We start from the raw sequence: 18567 nt of genomic DNA, 5'->3' as shown, positions 1-18567 counted from the left end.
TATCGCGCCGATGGGAGGCAACGCATGGAACCCGATTTCTGGCTGCAGCGCTGGCGCGAGGGTCACACTGGCTTCCATCAGCAGCAACCGACGCCCTGGCTGGTCGAGTATTGGCCGACCTTGTCGCTGGCGCCCGGCAGCCAGGTACTGGTGCCGCTGGCGGGCAAGTCACTCGACCTGATCTGGCTGGCAGCGCAGGGGCATCGCGTGCTGGGGGTGGAGTTGTCGCCGTTGGCGGTGGAGCAGTTTTTTTCCGAGCACGCGTTGACCCCGCAGATATCGGAGTCGCGTTACGGTCGTCATCATCGTGCCGGCAATATCGAGCTGATCTGCGGCGATGTGTTCGGTGTCGACGCCGAGCTGCTGGCCGGTTGCGCGGCAGTCTATGACCGCGCCGCGCTGATTGCCTTGCCGCCGCAGCTGCGGCGGCGTTATGTGGACGAAGTGTATGGACGGCTTCCGGCGGACTGTCGTGGCTTGCTGATCACGCTGGAATATCCCGCCCAGGAAAAATCCGGCCCGCCGTTCACGATGCCTGAGGCGGAAGTGCGTGAACAACATGGCCGCGCATGGGAGGTGCTGGCGCTGGAACGTCGCGACGTTCTCGCTGAACAACCCGGTTTCATCGCCGACGGCGTGACTTCGCTGGTATCGGTGGTGTATCGATTGACGCGAAAGCCGCGAGATCACTGACCTGTGCAGAAGCTTCGCGAGGCGTGCGACGGATGCTGGACACAGCCCACCTTCAGTTGCTTGCTCGGGTGTGGTTCGACTTGCCAAAATGGCGGCTTTGCCACGGAAGGTGCAGGTCACGATGTTGCAATTGCTCAATCTATTCCTGGTGATCTTCGGCGTGATTGCCGGCGGTGCAGGTCTCTTCAGCTGGCGTAGCTATCCGCTCATGGCTGGCTGTTTGCTGGTGTCTGGACTGCTGTTGATCGGGTTGGCTTATTTCAGTGATCGTCGGCGTGCACGTGGCGTCGAGCAGCGCAAGCAGGCCGCAATCCGGCAGCGTATCGATGCGCTCACCAAACGACCGATCAACTCGTCGCAGACGTTGAAGGTTGGTGGAAATCTGCGCACCTTGCTTGCTGCGTTGTTGATGGCTTTGCTGGGCGGCATCCTGCTGTACGTTGGTTTGCACGCCCGCTCGCGCGAGATGCTGCCCTTGCTGGGCGGTGCGTTTCTGCTGGCGTTGGGGCTGTTCACGTTGGTACGGGCCGCGGCTGGCCTCGGCCAGCCCACGCTGGAATTGGGTGCCGCTGGATTCGTGACGCCTTTCACCGGGCGCATCGCCTGGCGTGACGTTTCGGGCATCTACCTGCAACGCGTCGTTTCGCGCAATGACCAGGAAATTCACGCTTTGCTGTTCCGCGTGCAGGACTTCGCGCGGGTCGTACCGCGGGTGCATTGGACCGATCGTCTGCTGGCGGTGTTCCATCTGGGCGCGCTCGCCAAGGGCGTGGTGAGTGTGAGCCTGCCTTCGTCGGGGGAACCGCCGGCGGCAATCTACGCGCTGGCCCGAAAGCTGTGGACCGACGCGACCGGCAACGATTTCGACTGGAGCCCCGGTCGGTCGAACTCATACAACGATGCAATCAAGCGAGCCCAGACGTTTACGTCACACCTGCAAGAGCCCGGTGCGATGGAGGCCGCGTTGGCTGATCCGGAGCAGATGGAGCGGGCGATGGCCCAGATGGACCGCGATATGGCGATGATCACGGCGACGCGCAAAAACCAGCTGAAGAAGCAGCGCTGGATGCTGGCGCTGCTGTTGTTGTCGGTGCTGCTGGTGGTCGCATGGCCATGGCTGGCGCGCCTGTTGCGTGCCTGATGCGGGCATCGACGTTCCGCGATACGTGCACCGAGCGCCGTGGCACTCGGTGCACGCCTGCGGTACTTACATCCCTGGTGACGAGCTGACCACCATCTGCGCACGCGCTTCGCCCTTCGGGTAGGCATGGGTGTGCAGGTTCACATAGGTCATGCCGCTGAGCATCGCCGATTGGGTGGCCGCATCGATGGTCACGGTGTTGGTCATCCCGCTCACGTAAGGGCCGGGAACCAGCTTCATCGCGCCGGCGCTCACACCCGGCTGTGCCGGACCGTGCAAATGCGCGATGACCACCGGCCCGGTGAGGCCGTCGTACTTGATGGTGTAGCTGAGCTTGTGGGTCACCGTGTCGAGGGTGGCCTCCACATGACCGGAAGGGTTGTTGGTGGCGCCGTTCTCGCCGGCAAAGTCGCCGCTGAGTGCGACGTTCTTGGCGAACGCGGCGCTGGAAAAGGCCAGCAATACCGCGGCGCCCAAGGGCAGAATCTTGCGTAGTGTGTGATGCATGGTCGAATCCTCGTGGTGGCGTGGAGGGTGCCCGAGATGACCGCGGGCGGTTTGATGACGACGCGGTGGGTAAAAAGCGATGGGCCAGTTTGCTCCTGGCCATGTATACGCCATGCCAACACGCCCGATCGCTCGGTTTGCCCGCTGGCGCGTGACAGCGGCAGGCCCGCGACCATGCCGGCATGAACCAAGGCCGTCTGCCCCAACAGACCGGTCAGGCGCATCTGCCAAGCATGCCCGCGCTTGAGCATATTGCGGCACCCGTGCGCTCCGTTGGCGGTCGCGACAGGCTGCCGGGTGGCCCTCCGGGTGTACATTGGCACAACACGCGCAGTAATTGATTCACGCCATATTGCAGCGATGTGCCGGATAGTGCGGCTCACGCCAACGTACGGGGAATGCATGTCAGCTCCGATTCCCGCCGATGAAGAACAACGCCTGGTTCGACTGCGCGCGTTGGCCGTGCTGGATACCGATGCCGAGCCATTGTTCGATGCGTTGACCGCAGCGGCCGCCCAGCTCACCCACTCGCCGATTGCGCTGCTTACCCTGGTCGATGCCGATCGACAGTGGTTCAAGGCCAATGTCGGCCTTGCTGGCGTCAGCGAGACGCCGCGTACCAGTGCGTTCTGTGCACACACCATCCTCGACGCCAACTTGCTGGAAGTGTCCGATGCGCAGAGTGACCCGCGCTTCGTCAACAACCCGCTGGTTACCGGCGCGCCGTATATCCGTTTCTACGCGGGTGAGCCCTTGCAGTTGGTCAGTGGGCAGCGCGTGGGTTCGCTATGCGTGATCGATCGCCAGCCGCGTTCACTCGATGACACCCAGCGCAGCGTGTTGAAGTCACTGGCGCAGGCCGTGGTCAGTGGGCTGGAACTGCGCATGCTGGCGATCGAGCGCGAAGAGATGCTGCAACGCGAAGCAGAGTTGGCCCGGCAGCGCGAAAACGAGGCCAGTCAATTGCAGCGCAAGCTGCGCGCCAGCGAAGACTTTCTCACGCGTATCGGGCAACTGGCTGGCGTGGGTGGCTGGCAGATGGATCTGGCATCGAAGGAGATCTACTGGTCCGACGAAATTTGCCGTATCCATGACCTGCCGGCCGGCCATCGGCCCACGTTGCAGGAAGCGCAAAGTTTCTGCACGCCCGAAGTGCGCGAAGTGGTCAACGCAGCGATCGACAAATGCCTGCAGGATGGTGTCGGCTGGAATCTCGAGTTGCCACTGGTGACTGCTGCCGGCCGAAAAATCTGGGTGCATACGAAGGGTGGCGTCGAGTGTGACGAGCAGGGTCAGCCGTTACGGCTAGTGGGCGCCATCCAGGACATCACCGCGCGGAAACGCGTTACGCACGCGCTGGAAGCCAGTGAGCGCCGCTTCCGCAAACTGTTCGAATACAGTCTTGGGCCGATCTGCACGCATAACCATGAAGGCATTCTGTTGTCGGTCAACCAGGCCACCGCGGATTCACTGGGCTACCGCGTGGATGAGCTGCTGCGGCGCCCGCTGACCGACTTCATGCGCGTCGAGCACCATGCTGCCTTTCAGGCCTATCTGTTGCGCATGTTCCGGACCAACAGCGACGAGGGTCTGCTGGAACTGGTGGCCAAGGACGGTACGCTGCACGTCTGGCACTACCAGAACGTGCTGGACGACGAAGCTGACGAGCCCTATGTGCTTGCCCATGCGCAAGATGTTACCGACCAGCACCATCAGGCGCAGCTACTGCAGGAGGTGTCGCTGCGCGATCCGCTCACCGGCTGCTACAACCGGCGCTTCCTCAGTGAAACCGCCGCGCGCGGCATGCGCGGGCAGTGGGGTTGCGTGGCGATCGACCTCGATCACTTCAAGGCCGTCAACGATACCTACGGCCACCAGCGCGGCGATGAGGTGCTGGTGGCGATGGCGCACTTCCTCTCCCGTCACGTGCGTCCCGAGGATGCAGTCATCCGGTTGGGTGGCGACGAATTCCTGGTGTTGTTCCGCGATGCCAGCGACGGGGTGGCCGAACGCGTGGTTGAGCGGATCGAACGTCAGCGAGCGGATGCGCCGATCAGCTTCACCCTCGGCTGGTCAACCTTCGATCAGGATACCCCGCTGGAAAACGGACTGGCGGAAGCTGATCGTCGGCTGTATCGCCAGCGCGCGCTGCGTGGAAAGAGCGGACGCCATTGATCGGGCCTGACCGCCACTGAACCGGGGTCAACCTGGCACGAGCTATGGCCGTTGTAGTCGGGCAGGGCTGGCGGGTACGCTCGTCTCGTGTCAGCTTGTGCCGCAGCCGTTCTTGTCTGCTCAACTTGATAGCTGTGAGGCGGCAAGAAGATGCCGAGCATCGCCCCGTTCGATCCGGAGAAGTGCCATGAAATTTTTGTCGTTGCGTCGCTTGGGTTGGTTGATCAGCTTGCTGCTGGTTTGTGCGGTGGCATCGGCGGCGCAGGTTGTGGACAGCGTCAACGTGCATTACCGCAACCCCGACAACTTCACCGAAATGAAGCGCAGCTTCGGCATGAATCGGGTGGACACCAATGCCTATCTGGTGCCGCTCAAGAGACATATCGAACAGCGCGCGGCGCGCATTCTTACGCCGGGCGAGCGGCTGGATATTGAAGTGACCGACGTCGATCGCGCCGGTGAGTACGAGCCATGGCGCGGCCCTGACTTCAACCGTGTGCGCATCATCAAGGATGTCTATCCGCCACGCATTGACCTGAACTTCACCTTGTATGGCGCCGACGGCAAGGTGCTGCGTCAGGGCAGTCGCAGTTTGCGTGACTTGTCGTTCCTGGACCGGATGGGTGCCAGTGCGCAGGACCCGTTGCGCTATGAAAAGTCGCTGATCGATCGCTGGCTGCGCAATGGCCCCGACCAGCTCTGAGATCACAACTTATGTTGGCATTATCCATCGTTGCGCCGAACGGCAGCCGCATCGCCGCTGGCAACAAGACACTGGAAATTCGCAGTTGGCAACCACCACGATGGCCCTTGCGCGATCTGCTGATCGTCGAGAACCGCATTCTGCTGACGGGTGACGATCAGGTCGACCGCGACGGCATCGCGGTTGCGCTGGTGGATGTGGAGGACGTGCATGCGTGGCAGCCGGACGAACTGGACGCCGCCTGTTGGGATCATTGGCAGCCGGACCTGTGGGCCTGGGAAATTACCCGTGTGCGGCCGCTTTACGGCACGCTCGTGGTTGCAGCGCGGCGCAAGATCTATGAGGCGCAGGTCAGTGACGCCTTGCGTGATTGCGTGGAGTCGCTACCGCGCTGAGCATTGGCCGTGTGGCACCCGGTGGTAAAGTGGGTGGACATCTGGACAATCAACGGAGCGCGCAAGCGATGACCCATCCCACTTCCTGCGTAATCGGTACGCCTGGCGTTCGCTGGGGCGATGCAGAAGTCGCGCAGTGGCGCGCAAGTCTGGCGGTAAAGCGCAGCTATGCGGCCGAGGTCGTCAGTGTGATCGACCAACTGCGCTCGCGCTTCGAGGTGACGCAGTATGGGCAGCTCGACTATCCGTCCGGCACCTATCCGCTGTTTGCGCTGCGCAGTCACGACTGGAATGACGCGTTGCCGACGATGCTGGTGACCGGTGGCGTGCACGGGTACGAAACCAGTGGCGTGCATGGCGCGCTGCTGTTCGTCGAGCGGTATGCGGCGAGCTACGCTGGTCGCGCCAATCTGCTGATCGCGCCCTGCGTGAGCCCGTGGGGCTATGAGCGCATCCAGCGTTGGAATGCGCATGCGCTGGACCCGAATCGCTCGTTTCGGGCGAACAGTCCGGCGCAGGAATCGGCAGCCTTGCTGCAACTCGTGGCGCCGCTGCATGACCGCGTGTTGATGCACATCGATCTGCATGAAACCACCGACAGCGATGAAACTGAATTCCGCCCCGCGCTGGCCGCGCGTGACGGCCTGATCATTGCGCCGGGTGAGATTCCGGATGGCTTTTATCTGGTTGATGACGCGGCGCATCCGCAGCCGGACTTTCAGCGGGCGATCATCGCGGCAGTGGCGAAGGTCACGCATATCGCGCCGGCCGATGAACACGGTGAAATCATCGGTTCGCCGGTGGTGGCCGAAGGCGTCATCGAGTACGCGCTGCGCGAGCTTGGCTTGTGCGCCGGCATTACTGAGGCGCGTTACAAATCCACCACCGAGGTTTATCCGGACAGTCCGCGCGCCACGCCGGAACAGTGCAATGCCGCGCAGGCGGCAGCAGTGTGTGCGGCCATCGATTTCGCGCTGGCGCACGTCGACTGAGCGACGCCTGCCGAATCGCCGACGACGGAGGCTGCGTTTGCTGGTGCCGTCAGTTGTCGGTGTCGCTGTCGTGCGCCGGCTCATGCAGTGATTGGTCGCGGCGGCAAATGGCCAATGGCCTGGCCGTGGCCTTGGCGATTGACAATATGGCATGCGTCTGCGGATCGCTGCGAACGGACAGGCAGGCGCAACCGTAACCGTAGTGACCGTTGGTCTCAACCCATTGCGCATCGGTGAATTCGGGCCAGTCGCCGTCGGCCTGATGTCCGCCCTGGCTGGCAATTTCCCATTCACCGTCGCGGTCTGTCAGCGTGGCGTTGCCCGGCGTTGGATTCTCGAACCAGCCACAGCGTTGTTGCAGCGGTGGCGCTTCGGTCGCCAGCGCGGGCGTCAGCGCGAAGAAGGTCAGTGCCAGACACGCGGTGGTGAATGGCCGGCGGAACCGGAAGGGTCATGACTGGCGCATAGGGACTCCGAGGCAGTACTCGCCGGCCAGCATAGCGCGGGCGTACGCGCCTGCTCGGCGGTGTGTGTCGGCTGTGTACGGTTTGACTGTCCGGAACAGCGGCAGCAGCCGTCCGCGGACAGTCCGCGCTCGGGTGGCAGGGCTTGTTGATCGCCGCCAAACCAACGTTTTTGGCGCATTTTCCGAGTTGGCACGGCGGTTGCTATCGGTATCTCACAAGGCACTTTCGCCTGATGAACGGAGCCACCGCCATGAAATACGAATCGATGATGATTGCCGGATTGTTTGCCACCTGCTTTGCGCTGTGCACCCTGGTGATGGGTGCGATGTTGACGACAACGCCGGACAGCGTGCGACTGGTTGCCGCGCAAGCGTCCACCACGCCTGCCACCGCGCGGGCTACTTGCACGGCGGCGCCAGGTGCGACAACTTGTCCGCGTGCCTGATACGACAGGCACGGCGCGCATGGGCACGTCCGTCAGGCGTAGGCCGTGGGCCTGATAGCGGCGGCTTGTAACTTTAGTCATGGGTGATGGTGGTGTCGTTCGACTAGGATCGAGGGTCCATCCTCGACGAGACACCACCATGAAGCATCCCATCGCGCTGGCCCTGGCCATTGCCCTGTCAGGCTCCGTGGCCGGCTGCAGCGACACCGGCAGCGACAAGAACGCATCGGCCAGCAATCAGACGCATGCCGATACGGTAGCGGCCGCCACCGGCAATCCGTTTTTCAGCGAAAGCCCGTTGCCGCTGCACTACCCGCAGTTCGACAAGATCAAGGATAGCGATTTCGGTCCGGCCTTCGACCGTGGCATGGCCGAGCATCTGCAGGAAATCGACGTGATCGCCGGCAACAGCGAAGCGCCGACGTTCGACAACACCATTCGGGCACTGGAGAAATCCGGGCAGATCCTGAGTCGTACTTCGACGGTGTTCTTCAGCCTGGTCGGTGCCGACACCAATGATGCACGCAAGGCGATCCAGGCTGATTACGCGCCCAAGCTGGCCGCACATCGCGATGCGGTGGCACTGAATCCGCAACTGTTCGCGCGCATCCAGACACTGTACGACACTCGCAACCAGTTGGGTCTGGACGCCGAAAGCGAGCGACTGGTCGAGCGTTATCACACCGATTTCGTGCGTGCCGGCGCCAAGCTGTCTGCGGATCAGCAAGCGCATCTGAAGCAGATCAACGGCGAGCTGGCCAAGCTGGGTACGAAGTTCAGCCAGAACGTGCTGGCCGAGGTGAACGACTCAGCCGTGGTGGTCGATACGAAGCAAGAGTTGGCCGGGCTTACCGACGAGCAGATCGGTGCCGCTGCCGCTGCTGCGAAGACGAAAGGACTGGACGGCAAGTACGTGATCGCGCTGCTCAACACCACCGGCCAGCCGCCGCTTGCCGAATTGCAGAATCGCCAGTTGCGCCAGCGAATCTACGAGGCTTCGGCTGCACGCGGCAGTCGCGGCAATGCGTATGACAACACCGCGATCGTCTCGCAGGTGCTGAAGTTGCGTGCGGAAAAAGCGCAGATGCTTGGCTATCCCACGTATGCCGCCTATGTGCTGGCCGACGAGACGGCGAAAACGCCGGAAGCGGTCAACGCGATGCTCACGCGGCTGGCACCGCCTGCGGTGGCCAATGCAAAGCGCGAGGGTGCAGCTTTGCAGGCGATGATCGACAAGGAGCAGGCGGCCAAGGGCGAGCCGACGTTCCAGCTGGCGGCGTGGGACTGGGCGTATTACACCGAGAAGGTGCGCGCCGAGAAGTACAACTTCGACGAAGGCCAGCTCAAGCCGTATCTGGAAATGAAGAACGTGCTGGAGCACGGCGTGTTCTATGCCGCCGGCCAGCTTTACGGACTCAGCTTCAAGCAGCGCACCGATCTGCCGGTGTATGAGCCGGACGTGCTGGTGTACGACGTCTACGACGCCGACGGCAAGCAGCTGGCGATTTTCCTGGCTGACATGTACGCCCGTCCGTCCAAGCGTGGCGGCGCGTGGATGAACTCCTACGTGCAGCAGTCCGGGCTCACCGGCAACCTGCCGATCGTGGCGAATCACCTCAACATCACCAAGCCGGCCAGCGGTCCGACCTTGTTGACCTGGGATGAAGTGAACACGATGTTCCATGAGTTCGGCCATGCGCTGCACGGCATGTTTTCGAACGTGCAATACCCGTACTTCAGCGGCACCAGCGTGCCGCGCGACTTCGTTGAATTCCCCTCGCAGGTGAACGAGATGTGGGCCGACTGGCCGAGCGTGCTGGCCAACTACGCCAAGCACTACCAGACCGGTGCGCCGATGCCGAAGGAACTGCTGGACAAGGTGCTGGCCGCATCGAAATTCAACCAGGGCTTTGCCACGACCGAGTATCTGGGCTCGGCCATGCTCGACCAGAGCTGGCATCAGGTCGGTGCGGACAAGATCCCCGAGGCCGGCGGTGTGATGGCGTTCGAAGCTGCTGCATTGAAAGCCAACGGTACCGATTACGCGCCGGTACCGCCGCGCTATCGCACGCCGTATTTCAGCCACATCATGGGCGGTTATGCGGCCGGTTATTGCGCCTATATCTGGTCCGAAGTGCTGGATGCGAACACGGTGGACTGGATCAAGGCCAACGGTGGGCTGACCCGCGCCAATGGCGACCGCTTCCGCGCGACGCTGCTGTCGCGGGGCGGCAGCAAGGATGCGCTGCAATTGTTCCAGGACTTCGCCGGTCACGCGCCGCAGATCGAGCCGCTGTTGAAGCGTCGCGGTCTGGACGCCTCGGTCGACTGATCCGCAAAGCGTCAAACCGAACGGCCGTCCGGATGACACCGGGCGGCTTTTTCGTGGCTGGTCGGCTCGTGCGCTAGAGTCTCCCTGCTGACCTTTCCACGGTTGCTTATCTCGATGCCCAACTCGCCTGTGCCGCCAACAAGTCGCAGCCGGTTTGTGCGCGGCGTGCTGTTCGGTGTGGGAGCTTTGTCGCTGCTGCTGGGTCTGCTTGGCATCTTTCTGCCGTTGTTGCCGACGGTTCCGTTTCTGCTGCTGACGGCGGCGTGCTGGTCGCGTGCTTCGCCGCGCTGGCATCGCTGGCTGTTGTCGCGACCGCGGTTGGGGCCGGTGATAAAACGTTGGGAGCAGGAGCGTAGCGTGTCGCGTCGAACGCGCCGTACGGCGCTGCTGATGGTCACCGTGTCGATGCTTGCGACGATTGCATGGTTTCACGCGCATCCATGGCTGCCATGGATGCTGGCGGGCCTGATGGTGGTGTTGCTGTTGGTCATCGCCCGGCTGCCAACTTCGCGCGACGAATCGCGCTGAGTGCGTTGGCTGCGGTGACAAGGGCTCTACGCCGCTGGAGTGACCGCTTCGCTTTCCACCACCAGGTCCAGTACATAGGCCGTCGACGATGTGTCAGCCGGTGAATGTGTCAGCGTGTAGCGCTTCACCCGCAGCACGTTGCGCATGCCGGGCTGGTGTTCATAGCCTTCGATCGGTTGCGTCAGCGTCCGCCATGTTCCGGGCTCGCCGGTGCGCAGGCCTTGGGCGTCGTAGTGGAGCTGGCGCACCTTGAGGCAGTTCTTCTGGGCCGGCAGTGGCTGCGGGCAATCCGCGTCTGCGGCCGCGACCTCCAGGAATTCGATGCTGCCGGGGCCGCCGTAGCGTGTCTCGGCGGTGGGCTGGCCGGCAAAGGTGAGGGTGGTGCCGTCGGCAGCGGACAGCACCAGCACAGGCTTGCCGCCGGTGTTCGAATGGGTCAGTGCCGGGCTGGCCCGCAGTACGCGCTTGATCGTGCTTTCGCGCTGCATCAAGGTGGGGTCGGGGCAGGCCATCATGGTTTGCAGCAGCGCGCCGGTGACCAGGTGGCCATCGACGATCTTGTAGTTGCCGCCGATGCCGTTGCAGGCATGGCTGACGCTGAGGTGGTCGCCACTGAAGTCGAGTTGCAATGGCTTGCCGGAGTCGTCGAACAGGCTGGCGAGGCGCCGGTTGTTGCCATCGACGGCATCGTGCAATTGCCAGTGGTAGCTGCCCAGTTCCGATGTGCTCGTCGCGACCGGTACTGGCGTTGTCGCCGACGAGGACGTACGCGCGGCAGACGCCTCGGCTGTCGGCACGGCGGACGGGCGGGAAGAGGTGCAGGCGGCGAATGCCAGCGGCAACAGCCACAGGAAGGTTTTCATGGAAAGTCTCCGTCTGGATACGTGACGAGGGTAACTCGCCCCATGTCGACGGACGCTCACGACATTGTTGTCGTTCAGCTTGGTCGGTGCGACACGCAAAAAAGCAGCGCCGGACGGGAGTCTGGCGCGGCAAAGTTTGAACCGACCACTGCCAAGTGCATCGGGCGCCGTGTGCGAAGGCTTTCGCTACGACCCGGGCAGGTTGCCAGCGGGCGGTCTCAGAAGTCGCGACTGCGTGGCCTTGGCTGACGCAACCGGCGCCGCAGCACCCTGATCCGGATCAGGGCGCGTGACGGGCCAAGCCGGCATCATCGCGGGCTTGTGCGGATGTTCCGCGCTCTCCTGGAGACTATCGCGATGTTGTTTGAAGTGAAGGATCTTGCCGGTGACACCGGCGCCATTGCCGCGATTCTGCGGGCCCATGACGCCAACGCGACGGTTACCGGCGATCTCGCCGCGGGGCAAATCGACGTGTCGGCACAGCTGACTTCCGGCCAGGTCATCAGCGCGTTGCAGGAAGCGGGCTATCAGGCCAGCCGCCTCTCCGAACCGCGGCAGATCCACGTCAGCGGCGGCAGCACCTGCTGCGGCAGTTGTTCATGATTCGCTGAGGTCATCCTTGGGGTCGCGCGCCCGCGGTTGGCGTGGTTTGCGCGGCCCGGGCGCGGAATGGCGGCCCTGGCTGGCGTCGATGGTGTCGATCCAGCCGGCGCGTGCGCCGGGAAAGGCGTCGGCGTAGGGCACATACGGCTTGATATCGAGAATCGGCGTGCCGTCGAGCAGGTCAATGCCGCGCACTTGCAGTTGGTCGTCAGCCACCGCCACCAATTCGACGGCGGATAGCCCGATCGCATTCGGTCGGTGTGGCGAACGCGTGGCCAGCACGCTGCGCTTGCCGCCACCGCGCGGCGGGCGCACCTCGGCCTTCCAGCCTTCGCTGCGATGGAAGGCGAACACCAGCCAGATCCGCTCGAAGCCGGCCAGGTCACGATAAGCCGCCACCGGAAAGTCGGCCACGAACTCGATCGTTGCCTCGGCCGCTGCCGCCGTTTCCGTGCCTGCCACCACGGTGGATTGATGCGGCGCGTCGATCCGCCGCGCGTAAGGTGAACGCACGAACGCGATTGGCTGGCAGGACAGCATGCTGGAGGTATCGGGCGGGGTAGGCATTGCGGCATTATCCATGCTCGCCCGCCGCCGCTCACGGCGCGGGCATTTTCCATCGAGGATGTCATGGCGTTTCCCGAATCAAACCCCGCGAACCAGCGCGCGCCTGGCGTGTCGGCTACCGCCGTTTTCGCGTCGGTGAGCCATGCCACCTCCATCATGGCGGAGCTAGCGCATGCGTGACCAGGATGATTACGAAGACGACCCCGATCTCGAGGAGGACGACTCGCTCGAAGCGAAAGTGTGGCAGTTGCTGCTGCTGATCAATCCCGGCGACGAAGAAACTGCGTTGCAGCAGTTTGCCGCGTACCGCGAGGCGGTGGCCGACGGTGACGAAAGTGAGCCGGTGGAATTGATTGCGCGGGTGATCGACTGGCGTTCGGGCTTCATGACCGCTGAAGATGACCTGCGCTCGCTGGTGCAGGCGCTGGACGAACTCAGTGCGCGCTGGAACCTGTGGATCGACTGGAACGGCGATCCTGGCGATGACGACTACTTTGAAGATCGCGATGCCGGCAGCGTGCTGGGCATTGCCAGCGACCGCCTGGCCGAAGCTGGCTACACCTTGTGGAGCTGGGAAACGGCCGACGATTCGTACGCTGGCTGGATCACCCTGAGTCGCGACAACGAACCGATGCGCGAACTGGCCACCACGCTGCATATCAACCTGCGACTGGCGCGCGACGTCGGCTGAGCGCTCTGGAACGCCCATGCTGCAACTGATCGGCTTCGACGGTGACGACACGCTGTGGCATAGCGAAGGCTATTACCGCGCAGCCAACGAGGAGTTCGCCCGAATCGTTGGTCGCTATGTCGACCTCGGTGACGGGCGCGTGCATGAGCGCATGCTGGCCACCGAACAGCGCAACCTCGCGCTATTCGGTTACGGCGCGAAAGGCATGGCCCTGTCGATGGTGGAAACCGCGATTACGCTGACCGACCACCGCATCAGCGCGGTCGACATCCATCAGCTGATCGAATTGGGCAAGCACGTGTTACAGCATCCGGTGGAACTGCTGCCGGGTATTCGTCAGGCAGTCGAGGCGGTGGCAAAAAACTATCCGGTTGTGCTGATCACCAAGGGCGACCTGTTTCATCAGGAAAAGAAGGTGGCGCAGTCCGGGCTGGCTGATCTGTTCGGCCGCATTGAAATCGTCTCCGAGAAAAATGCTGCCACCTACCAGCGTGTACTGGGTGAGTTCGACCTGCAGCCCGCGCAATTTGCGATGGTCGGCAACTCGTTGCGCTCCGACATCGAGCCGGTGGTACGGCTGGGTGGCTGGGGCGTGCACATGCCGTATCACGTGACCTGGGCGCATGAGCTGGAGAATGGCCTGAGCGACCACGATCCGCACGTGCTGGCGGTCGATGCGCCGGGCGCCATTGCCGCAGCGATCGCGCAACTGGCCTTGCGCGCGGCGTAGATTCAGTCGTCGGTATCGGCGGGTTTGTCGTCGTCGAAGCCGGTATAGCCTTCGGGGAAGATCGGCGTGCCGTCGTCTTCCAGCCCACTCATCTCGCCCAGCGCCTTGGCGGCGGCCGCTTCGGCCACGGTCTTGTCGCGGAAGCTGCGGTTCTCGCAGATCGCGTAATACGCGGGAAAACCGTGTCCGCGCGGAGTGATCGCCAGCCATGCGGAATAACGCGAGCCTTCCAGGGTGGCGCCGGAGCGGGCAAGGTAATTGTCGAACTCACGCTCGGCCATGGTTGTTGCCTTCGGTCGGAAAGCGTGCAGTGTATAGGGTGATCCGCCTGCCTCGCGTATCTGACCGAGCGGGCCGACCAGCGCTGGACGCCGCCGGAGTGGCCATGGTCGGAGCGCGTGGAGGGGAGTCGGGCGCGGATCGGCAGAACGGACGGCCAATACGCTCACGCATATCGGCTTGCGTGGTTCGGCTTCGCCGCTGAATCCGGCGAGCGGTTCAAGCCAGCGCGTCATGCGGCGACAAAAGTTGGAACGCCAGAACGGAAAAGACGCTTGTCAGCGCTTCCGTGCGTCGTCCGTGCCGCGGATCTGGTCAATGCTCAGGGCTTCACTCTCGCCCGGCGGGGGTAGACCGGTCTTTTGGCAGAACGCAATCAGGCGTGGGTCATCGCGGAAGCGCAGGATCAGCGGGTCGCTCAGCATGAAAAGCAGGTCGGCGGCCGGAGCGCGCTCCAGCCATTGCATGGTGTTGTCCGCGTCGCCGCGCAGTGCATAGGCCTGCGCGACGGCGTAGGGGCTGGTTTTCGCCCAGATCTTGTCGGCGAGCACCTCGGCCAGCGCAGCGTCTGCTGCCGCTCGATCCGGGGAAATCTGCATCGCGATCGCCAGATTCATCTCCCGCCACGGCGAAGACTGATGGCGGGCGATCTCCTGCGCGCCCTTCGCGTCGCCGTGCGCGATGGCGATTTCCAAGTGCAGGTCAAATGGGAGCGATTCCGGCTGCGGCAGGCCTTCGGCGGTGCGCAGATACTTCGTCGCCTTGTCCAGCTGACCAGTTGCCGTCAGCAAACTCGCGTATTGGTAATAGTTCACCGTGTACAGCGGCTCGATCGAGATCAGTTGCTCGCGCAGCTGGATCGCCTCACCCAGCTTTCCGATGCCGCCCAGCACAAATCCACAGCCATTCAGGACCGTGCCATCGGCCGGGGCCAGCTGCACGGCACGGCGGCACTCGGCCAGAGCCCCGCGGTGATCGAAATTGTAGAACTGCAGATAGGCATGGGCAGCGTGCGCCGGGCCCAGCCCGGGAGCCAGTTGCAACGCCTTGTCCACGGCGGTGCGCGACTCCCGCATGTGTTCGCGGGCCACCGCGGGGTCTTCGTTCTTGAACGCCGCGACGGTACTCCACGCTCCCGACAAGTGGGCCCATGCCACGGCGTAGTTCGGGTCGAGTTGCACAGCCCGGGTCATGTGCTCCGCCGCCTGGGAGAACTGCTGGTCGTGCCAAAACCTCAGGCCCTGCAGATAGGCGCTGTAGGCATCGATGCTGCCGCCGGGCGGCCGGTCATTCGGCGGCGCTGTCCGCTCGGGCGACAGCAGTTTCACCTGCAAGGCATCGGCCACGGCGCGGGCGATCTCGTCCTGCAGGGCGAACAGGTTCCTGTACGGACGATCGTAGTGCTCGGCCCACAGCGTGCTGCCATCGGCGGCGCGGGTCAGCGAGGCGTTGATGCGCACGACGTCGCCGGCGTGCTGCACGCTGCCGGTGAGCAAGTGGGACACGCCAAGCTTGCGGCCGATGGTCGCGCTGTCGTCCTTGCTGTCGCGGAACTGGAAGGCCGAGGTGCGACCGATCACCTTCAGTCCTTTGAAGTGCGACAAAGCATCGATCAGGTTCTCCGACAGACCATCGGAGAAGTACAGCTGCTGCGGGTCGTTGCTGGCATTGACCAGAGGCAGCACGGCAATGCTTCGTTCCATCGTCGGCTTCGTTACGGGCAGCGTACGCGGCCACCATGCCCATCCCGCGAAGGCGAGCAACGCCAGCAGCGGCAGCCACCACAGCACGCCGCGCGGAAGGACACGCTGGTCGCGGGCGCGCCGCCGCATGGCCGCGGATGGCACGGAAACCGGCGCCGCAGTCGCCGCGTCGGCTGCCGGCATGGCTTGGGTGGATGCACTGCGCGCAGATTCGGGAAGGTCGAAGCGGTAGCCCACGCCATGCACCGTGTGCAGGTAGCGAGCGGCTTGCGCGTCCTCGCCAAGCGCGTGCCGCAGCAGGGTCATCACCCGGTTCAGCACCCCCGGGGTGATGTTGCGATGGCCCCAGACGGCGTCGAGGATCTCGTCGCGGGTGTAGACCCGGCCGGGTGTGCCGACCAGTAGAGCCAGCACGGCGAAGGCTTTGGGCTCCAGCGGCTGTTCAATGCCGTCGCGCAGCAATCGTCGACCCGCGAAGTCGATCGCGGAGTCATCAAAGGTGAGCGGAGCGAGCGTTGACGGGTCCATGGCGTCCTGTGGCGGGTGGCGATCTTGCGTGAACGAAAACCTGCGCTGCGGCGATCCCCCAATGTTTTCCCAAGGAACCCAAGCAAAGTCCAGTGCTTTCCCAAGGGCGACCTCAAGACTCTCGACGCCGCTTTGACGAACCTGAGTGCACCGGCATTCGCCGGCATAGCCTCCAGGAGATCGCCATGAACTGTCGCATCCGTTTCGCCGCTGCCGTGTTCGCGGCATGCAGCGCACCGGCCTTCGCCCAGCAGGGCGCTACGACGCTGTCGCCCATAACGCTCACCTCGTTCGTCGCCGATTGCGCCTCCCCCCGCTTGCCGACCCAAGGCCAGGTCGCGGCATGGACCGGACTGCACAACCTCGGCCAAGTCTACGCCGCGCGCGAGCGGCTGATGGGGGCGATCGGCAGCGCCTGCCGGCAACGCGGCGTCGCTCGCGTGCAGTTGGTGACGCGTTCGCCTGCGCAAGGCCAGCCACGAATCGTCGCCATGCTGCAACACGTTCGCTGAGAAGCGCTCTTCACCGCTGACATCCATGGCAAACACAAGGAAATCCACATGAACCGCAAGTACCAACAATGCGCACTGGCCGTCGCCGTCATGCTGTCCGCCCATGTGATGGCCGCCGCTGCACTCCTCGTACTTTCAACCACCGTCGACGCGCAAAACGTCGATCGTCAGGAAAAGCCGGCCGCGCACTTGATTACCGCAAACCCTTCTGGCCGGCTGCAGACAAGCAACGCTGCCGGCTTGATCGACCCAGACAATCCCTTCTTCGCCAGCCTCGGCAGCAATGGCCGCTCGTGCAGTTCCTGTCACCGGCAGAAGCAGGGTTGGGCGCTTTCCGCCGACGAAGTACGTGAGCGCTTCGAGGCCAGCAAAGGCCGGGATCCGCTGTTCGCGCTGATTGACGCCGCGGTCACGCCCTTGGCGGACACCTCCACGCTCGAAGCGCGCCGCGCGGCCTATGCCATGTTGCTCAGTCGCGGCGTTTTGCGCGTCGGCATTCCCATGCCGGCGAAGGCGGAGTTCCAGTTGACTGCCGTCGACGACCCCTACGGCTACGCCAGCGCACGCGAGCTTTCGTTGTTCCGGCGTCCGCTGCCGGCAACCAACCTCATCTGGGTGACCAGCGTCATGTGGGATGGGCGCGAAACCTATTCACCGTTCGAGCCGCCGATGGATGCCGGCCTGGATTTCGCCAATGTGCAAGCCAGCCTGACCTCGCAGGCCATCCATGCGATCGTCGGCCATGAGCAGGCAACCTCGATGCCGGACCCGGCCACGATCGCCAGGATCGTGGATTTCGAATCACATCTGTTCACCGCGCAGTACGAAGACAACGTCGCCGGGCGGCTCAACAACGGCGGTGGCATGGGTGGCGCCAGCATTCTTGCGCAACAACGTTTCTGGGTCGGCATCAATGATGTGCTCGGCAAAGACCCCACCCAGGAGCCGTTCGATGCCAAGGCCATGCGCCTGTTTGACGACTGGCAGGATGAGTACGTGCAGCCGGGCGCGACCGCGAGTCACGTAGCGCGCGCGTCGATCGCGCGCGGCGAACAGTTGTTCAACAACCTGCCCATGGCCATCACCGGTGTGGCCGGGCTCAATGACGTCACCGGGCAGGCGGTGTTCCAGGGCACCTGCAGCAGTTGCCACAACTCGCCCAACATCGGTAATCAGTCCGTGGCGCAGCCGATGAACATCGGCACGGCAGGTAGCCGTCGCCGCAGCCTGAGCGTGCCGCTGTACACATTGACCCGTTTCAGCACCGGCGAAGTGGTGCAAACCACCGATCCCGGCGTGGCCCTCATCACCGGCAAATGGGCGGACATCGGCAAGTTCAAGGGACCGACCCTGCGCGGGCTCGCGGCGAGGCCGCCGTATTTCCACGATGGCTCGGCAACCACCCTGATGGACGTGGTCAATTTCTACAACGGCCGGTTCGCGATGCATCTGACCGACGAACAGAAGGGCGATCTGGTGGCGTTTCTAGGCGCGCTTTGACGAGTAGCGCGGTCAAAGCGCCGGACGTAATCGGTTCGAAATCATTGTCTCCGTCCGACCCACGCGGGGACGGAAGCTGCCAGCGGCGCTCGCGTGCAGGTCGTGACGCGTTCGCTTGCGCAAGGCGAGCCAACCATCGTCGCCATGCTGCAACACGTTCGCCGAGAAGGGTTCTTCACCGCTGTCATCCATGGCAAACACAAGGAGATCCAC

20 protein-coding genes are annotated in these 18567 nt (G+C 63.6%); 14 read left to right on the top strand and 6 right to left on the bottom strand.

What is annotated here, in order from left to right:
* Window positions 1-24: 24 nt before the first annotated feature.
* Together PY254_RS17805 and PY254_RS17800 are read left to right on the top strand one after the other, a co-directional pair.
* On the top strand, window positions 25-693 hold the full coding sequence (locus PY254_RS17805) for a thiopurine S-methyltransferase (protein WP_281013393.1): 669 nt from the start codon (window positions 25-27) through the stop codon (window positions 691-693).
* Window positions 694-814: 121 nt separating this feature from the next.
* Window positions 815-1834, top strand: coding sequence for a hypothetical protein (locus tag PY254_RS17800; RefSeq protein WP_281013392.1), 1020 nt, complete (start codon window positions 815-817; stop codon window positions 1832-1834).
* 66 nt (window positions 1835-1900) lie between these two features.
* On the opposite strand, the gene PY254_RS17795 is transcribed toward PY254_RS17800, so the two are convergent.
* On the bottom strand, window positions 1901-2341 hold the full coding sequence (locus tag PY254_RS17795) for a CHRD domain-containing protein (RefSeq protein ID WP_281013391.1): 441 nt from the start codon (window positions 2339-2341) through the stop codon (window positions 1901-1903).
* 402 nt (window positions 2342-2743) lie between these two features.
* Between PY254_RS17795 and PY254_RS17790 the strand changes: the two genes are divergently transcribed.
* The 4 genes from PY254_RS17790 (at window position 2744) to PY254_RS17775 (ending at window position 6606) form a co-directional block, all read left to right on the top strand.
* On the top strand, window positions 2744-4516 hold the full coding sequence (locus PY254_RS17790; RefSeq protein ID WP_281013390.1) for a sensor domain-containing diguanylate cyclase: 1773 nt from the start codon (window positions 2744-2746) through the stop codon (window positions 4514-4516).
* A 187-nt stretch (window positions 4517-4703) separates the two neighbouring features.
* Window positions 4704-5219 carry a DUF3016 domain-containing protein gene (locus PY254_RS17785; RefSeq protein WP_281013389.1) on the top strand — a complete coding sequence of 172 codons (516 nt, stop codon included), beginning with the start codon at window positions 4704-4706 and terminating at the stop codon, window positions 5217-5219.
* 11 nt (window positions 5220-5230) lie between these two features.
* Window positions 5231-5614: an ASCH domain-containing protein gene (locus PY254_RS17780; RefSeq protein WP_281013388.1), complete on the top strand. Its 384-nt coding sequence runs from the start codon at window positions 5231-5233 to the stop codon at window positions 5612-5614.
* Window positions 5615-5682: 68 nt separating this feature from the next.
* Complete coding sequence (locus tag PY254_RS17775; protein ID WP_281013386.1) at window positions 5683-6606, top strand: M14 family metallopeptidase; 924 nt, start codon at window positions 5683-5685, stop codon at window positions 6604-6606.
* 49 nt (window positions 6607-6655) lie between these two features.
* Here the strand turns inward: PY254_RS17775 and PY254_RS17770 are convergent, their stop codons facing one another.
* Window positions 6656-6967, bottom strand: coding sequence for a DUF4087 domain-containing protein (locus tag PY254_RS17770; RefSeq protein WP_281015269.1), 312 nt, complete (start codon window positions 6965-6967; stop codon window positions 6656-6658).
* A gap of 356 nt (window positions 6968-7323) precedes the next feature.
* Here PY254_RS17770 and PY254_RS17765 point away from each other — a divergent pair, with 356 nt between their 5' ends.
* From PY254_RS17765 to PY254_RS17755, 3 genes are all read left to right on the top strand, one after another.
* Complete coding sequence (locus PY254_RS17765) at window positions 7324-7518, top strand: hypothetical protein (protein ID WP_281013385.1); 195 nt, start codon at window positions 7324-7326, stop codon at window positions 7516-7518.
* Between the two features lie 139 nt (window positions 7519-7657).
* Window positions 7658-9850, top strand: a complete 2193-nt coding sequence (locus PY254_RS17760) for a M3 family metallopeptidase (protein WP_281013384.1) — start codon at window positions 7658-7660, stop codon at window positions 9848-9850.
* A gap of 114 nt (window positions 9851-9964) precedes the next feature.
* Entirely contained in the window at window positions 9965-10378 is a 414-nt protein-coding gene (locus PY254_RS17755; protein ID WP_281013383.1) for a YbaN family protein, read from the top strand.
* Between the two features lie 26 nt (window positions 10379-10404).
* Here the strand turns inward: PY254_RS17755 and PY254_RS17750 are convergent, their stop codons facing one another.
* The gene (locus tag PY254_RS17750) at window positions 10405-11241 is read right to left on the bottom strand and encodes an META domain-containing protein (RefSeq protein WP_281013382.1); all 837 of its coding nucleotides are present in this window, start codon (window positions 11239-11241) and stop codon (window positions 10405-10407) included.
* Between the two features lie 327 nt (window positions 11242-11568).
* Between PY254_RS17750 and PY254_RS17745 the strand changes: the two genes are divergently transcribed.
* On the top strand, window positions 11569-11844 hold the full coding sequence (locus PY254_RS17745) for a hypothetical protein (protein ID WP_281013381.1): 276 nt from the start codon (window positions 11569-11571) through the stop codon (window positions 11842-11844).
* Here the strand turns inward: PY254_RS17745 and tsaA are convergent.
* Entirely contained in the window at window positions 11839-12411 is a 573-nt protein-coding gene (tsaA, locus tag PY254_RS17740; RefSeq protein ID WP_281013380.1) for a tRNA (N6-threonylcarbamoyladenosine(37)-N6)-methyltransferase TrmO, read from the bottom strand. The genes PY254_RS17745 and tsaA overlap by 6 nt on opposite strands.
* Window positions 12412-12583: 172 nt before the next feature.
* Here tsaA and PY254_RS17735 point away from each other — a divergent pair, with 172 nt between their 5' ends.
* Together PY254_RS17735 and PY254_RS17730 are read left to right on the top strand one after the other, a co-directional pair.
* A complete protein-coding gene (locus tag PY254_RS17735) occupies window positions 12584-13102 on the top strand; it encodes a DUF6630 family protein (protein WP_281013379.1) in 519 nt (172 codons plus the stop codon).
* Window positions 13103-13118: 16 nt separating this feature from the next.
* Window positions 13119-13832, top strand: coding sequence for an HAD family hydrolase (locus PY254_RS17730; RefSeq protein WP_281013378.1), 714 nt, complete (start codon window positions 13119-13121; stop codon window positions 13830-13832).
* Window positions 13833-13834: 2 nt separating this feature from the next.
* Here the strand turns inward: PY254_RS17730 and PY254_RS17725 are convergent, their stop codons facing one another.
* Together PY254_RS17725 and PY254_RS17720 are read right to left on the bottom strand one after the other, a co-directional pair.
* Window positions 13835-14113, bottom strand: coding sequence for a hypothetical protein (locus tag PY254_RS17725; protein ID WP_281013377.1), 279 nt, complete (start codon window positions 14111-14113; stop codon window positions 13835-13837).
* Between the two features lie 276 nt (window positions 14114-14389).
* Window positions 14390-16570, bottom strand: a complete 2181-nt coding sequence (locus PY254_RS17720; RefSeq protein WP_281013376.1) for a winged helix-turn-helix domain-containing tetratricopeptide repeat protein — start codon at window positions 16568-16570, stop codon at window positions 14390-14392.
* Here PY254_RS17720 and PY254_RS17715 point away from each other — a divergent pair.
* Both PY254_RS17715 and PY254_RS17710 read left to right on the top strand, forming a co-directional pair.
* The gene (locus PY254_RS17715) at window positions 16528-16854 is read left to right on the top strand and encodes a hypothetical protein (RefSeq protein ID WP_281013374.1); all 327 of its coding nucleotides are present in this window, start codon (window positions 16528-16530) and stop codon (window positions 16852-16854) included. The genes PY254_RS17720 and PY254_RS17715 overlap by 43 nt on opposite strands.
* Before the next feature lie 48 nt (window positions 16855-16902).
* Window positions 16903-18354, top strand: a complete 1452-nt coding sequence (locus PY254_RS17710) for a hypothetical protein (protein WP_281013373.1) — start codon at window positions 16903-16905, stop codon at window positions 18352-18354.
* Window positions 18355-18567 lie beyond the last annotated feature (213 nt).

It is taken from the genome of Rhodanobacter sp. AS-Z3 (assembly GCF_029224025.1).
Classification (GTDB): domain Bacteria; phylum Pseudomonadota; class Gammaproteobacteria; order Xanthomonadales; family Rhodanobacteraceae; genus Rhodanobacter.
This window is presented reverse-complemented; position numbering and strand designations above follow the sequence as displayed.